The sequence below is a fragment of the uncultured Oceanicoccus sp. genome (genome assembly GCF_963968385.1).
Taxonomy (GTDB): domain Bacteria; phylum Pseudomonadota; class Gammaproteobacteria; order Pseudomonadales; family Dasaniaceae; genus Oceanicoccus.
Genome location: NZ_CAXAHB010000122.1, coordinates 1 through 3123, shown reverse-complemented (window position 1 = coordinate 3123; position 3123 = coordinate 1). Strand labels below are relative to the sequence as shown.

Genomic DNA, 3123 nt, shown 5'->3' with positions numbered 1-3123 from the left:
TGCTTTTCTTATTCCACCTGCGCCCAGCTGAGCTACGAGCGCGTAGGGTGCGCACTATAGGGATCGACAGAGGTTTAGTCAATAGGCCCCGCGCTATTTTTGAGAGCCATAAAACAAAGGCCCCTCTTGTTATTGCCCATGCACTTGCACTCAGCTAATAGCCTTTAAACCTTGATCGGCCGATACGCTTAAAACGCAGCAAGCCTGCGAATTAAAACCAGTCATTCTGCATGTCATAACAAATGGGATTAAGCTCCATCAGAATCTTTGCCTGCGGTTCGATCTGCGGCAGCTCCCATTGCAAATAATAACGCGCCGCCTGTATTTTACCGCGATAGAAGTTAACCTCCTGTTCGGCCAATCCTTGCTGCTCTAACGCTGTGGCGGCGACGATTGCTTGCTTTAACCAAACCCAACTGGCGACCACGCGGCCAAACAGATCGAGATAAATGGTGGCATTAGCCAGTGTCAGATCAACATCTTCAGCCAATTTGGGCAACAAAGTTTCGGTTACCTTGTTTAAGGTATCTTGTCCGCGCTGCATATCGTCGGCAAACCCAGCCAGTAATTCCAAATCGCCACTGGCCGCTATAGCCTCAGAGATATTTTGATTAAATAGCTGGTAACCCAAACCACCTTTCTGCAGCAGCTTGCGCCCCAAAATATCGAGACCATGAATGGCTTCGGTACCTTCATGGATAGGATTAAGCCGGTTATCACGGTAATACTGCTCGACCGGATATTCGCGAATATAACCGGAACCACCCAGCACTTGTATCGCCAAATTATTGGACTCGGGCCCGTATTTTGAAGGCCAGGATTTAATCACTGGCGTGAGTAATTCCAACAACTCAAAGGCCTGTTCGCGCTGTTGCTCGGTTTCTGCGGTATTGCTGTCTTCATACAGAGCACTGCCATAAAAGCACATAGCCAGTGCACCTTCCGAGTAGGCCTTTTGCGCCAGCAACATACGGCGCACGTCGGCATGCTGAATAATATTAACCTGCTTTGAACTGGGGTCGCGGTTGGATGGCAACCGCCCTTGGGGGCGTTCGCGGGCATAATTGAGCGAGTAGTTATAACCCTGATAAGCCAATACGGCAGCGCCTGCGCCAACACCGATACGCGCTTCGTTCATCATTTGAAACATATGGAACATGCCCTTATGCGGCTCACCCACCAGATAAGCGGTGGCGCCACCCTTTTCACCAAAACTCAGCATGGTCGATGTGGTATTGCGATAACCCATTTTATGTAACAGCCCGGCCAACTGCACATCGTTGCGCTCGCCAACTGTACCGTCTTCATCGACTAAATATTTAGGGCAAATAAACAGGCTGATGCCCTTCACGCCAGCGGGTGCACCTTTGATTTTGGCCAGCACCATATGGATGATATTGTCGGTCAATTGATGGTCACCACCGGAGATATAAATCTTCTGTCCGGTGATTTTGTAACTGCCGTCGTCTTGAGGGACTGCGGTGGTGGTGATATCACTTAGCGCTGAACCCTGATTAGGTTCAGTCAGCGCCATGGTTCCGGAAAACCGTCCTTCCCTCATACCGGGTAAATAACGGTTTTTCTGCTCATCGCTACCGAAAGAACGGATCAAATTGGCCGCGCCAATTGATAAAAAACCATAGCCGGAACTCGCCATATTAGCAGCACCGGCGTAGGCCATAGCGGCGCGCAAAACCACTTCAGGCAGTTGCATACCACCATTGTCAAAATCATCATGCGCGGCTAAAAAGCCGGCCTCAGCCCAAGCATCCCAAGCTTCTTTGGTTTCAGGGATCAGCGTTACCGTTTGGCCATCAAAGGTCGGCTCATTGGCATCACCCTTTTGGTTATGATTGGCAAATTTATCTTCGGAAATAACTTTGGCGGTTTTTAACACCGCATCAAAAACTTCTCTGGAGTGCTCGGTATAACGTGGCCGCGTCAGTAGATTTTCGGTATTTAAAAATTCATAGAGCAGAAATTCGATATCGCGATCATTTAATAGCTGTGTAGACATTGTTTCCTCAATTCGATGGCTTTTATAAAATTCTTTAACCCAAGAAGTATGTCGAAGGGTGCGATATCTTAATCACTTCAAGGCGTTATTACTACCTTACCCGCCACTTTACGGCTCATCACTTTTTTTAAGGCATCAATTGCGCTGTCTAAAGGGAAGGCTTCATCAACCACCACTTTGACCTTACCCTCAGCGTACCACTGCAGTAGCTCCAGCATATTGTTCATAAAACCCTTTGGATCTTTCTGCGCCCAGGTACCCCAAAAAACACCGACTAGGCTAAAGCCCTTTACCAAGGCCAAATTGGCTGGCAGCGAAGGAATCGACCCGCTGGCAAAACCAATCACCAGCAGCCGACCATTCCAAGCCATATTACGCACGCAGGCATCAAACATTTCACCGCCCACGCATTCATAAACTACATCAACACCTTTGCCGCCGGTCAGCTGTTTTAATTCCGTTTTTAAATCCTTGTCGCTGTAGTTAATTAACAAGTCAGCGCCATTCGCCTTGGCAATATCGAGTTTTTCTTGGGTTGAACAAGCGGCAATCACCTTCGCGCCGATAGCCTTGCCAATTTGCACGGCTGCCAAGCCAGTACCACCAGCAGCGCCGGTCACTAATAGCGTTTCGCCGGCCTGCAGATTGCCGCGCTGACGCAAACCGTGGTGTGCGGTGGCATGGGCAACTAACAGACCAGCTGCTTCTTGATCAGGAACCACATCGGGACAAGGGATAACCAGCTTGGCATTGACGGCAACTTTTTCGGCAAAGCCATTGACCCCAGTCATACCAATAACACGATCCCCCACCGCCAGATGCGAAACGCCTTCACCTACCTCAGCAACGCGACCGCAAACTTCCGTCCCGGGAATAAACGGCAACGGCGGCTTAACCTGATAAAGCCCCTGCACCATTAAGCCATCAGGGAAATTAACCCCTGCAGCGGCTATATCGATTAAAACTTCACCCGGCCCAGCAATTGGGTCTGGTAGCTCGGCTACTTTAAGTTGATCCAAATCGGCAAACTGTTCACAGATTAATGCTTTCATTATTTATTTTCCGTTGATACTGCAATTAAGATTTTTGTTATTCTGCCATCAAAT

General features: G+C 48.9%; 2 protein-coding genes. Both read right to left on the bottom strand.

All coding sequences use genetic code 11. From position 1 onward, the window contains the following. Positions 1-211: 211 nt before the first annotated feature. The gene (locus AACP44_RS08905) at positions 212-2017 is read right to left on the bottom strand and encodes an acyl-CoA dehydrogenase (protein WP_339340176.1); all 1806 of its coding nucleotides are present in this window, start codon (positions 2015-2017) and stop codon (positions 212-214) included. 77 nt (positions 2018-2094) lie between these two features. Continuing rightward, positions 2095-3069 carry an NADPH:quinone oxidoreductase family protein gene (locus tag AACP44_RS08900; RefSeq protein WP_339340175.1) on the bottom strand — a complete coding sequence of 325 codons (975 nt, stop codon included), beginning with the start codon at positions 3067-3069 and terminating at the stop codon, positions 2095-2097. Positions 3070-3123 lie beyond the last annotated feature (54 nt).

What these genes read in the sequence shown, in the direction of transcription:
- AACP44_RS08905 (WP_339340176.1), bottom strand. Translation starts at nt 2,017, where the DNA reads ATGTCTACACAGCTATTAAATGATCGCGATATCGAATTTCTGCTCTAT.
- AACP44_RS08900 (WP_339340175.1), bottom strand. Translation starts at nt 3,069, where the DNA reads ATGAAAGCATTAATCTGTGAACAGTTTGCCGATTTGGATCAACTTAAA.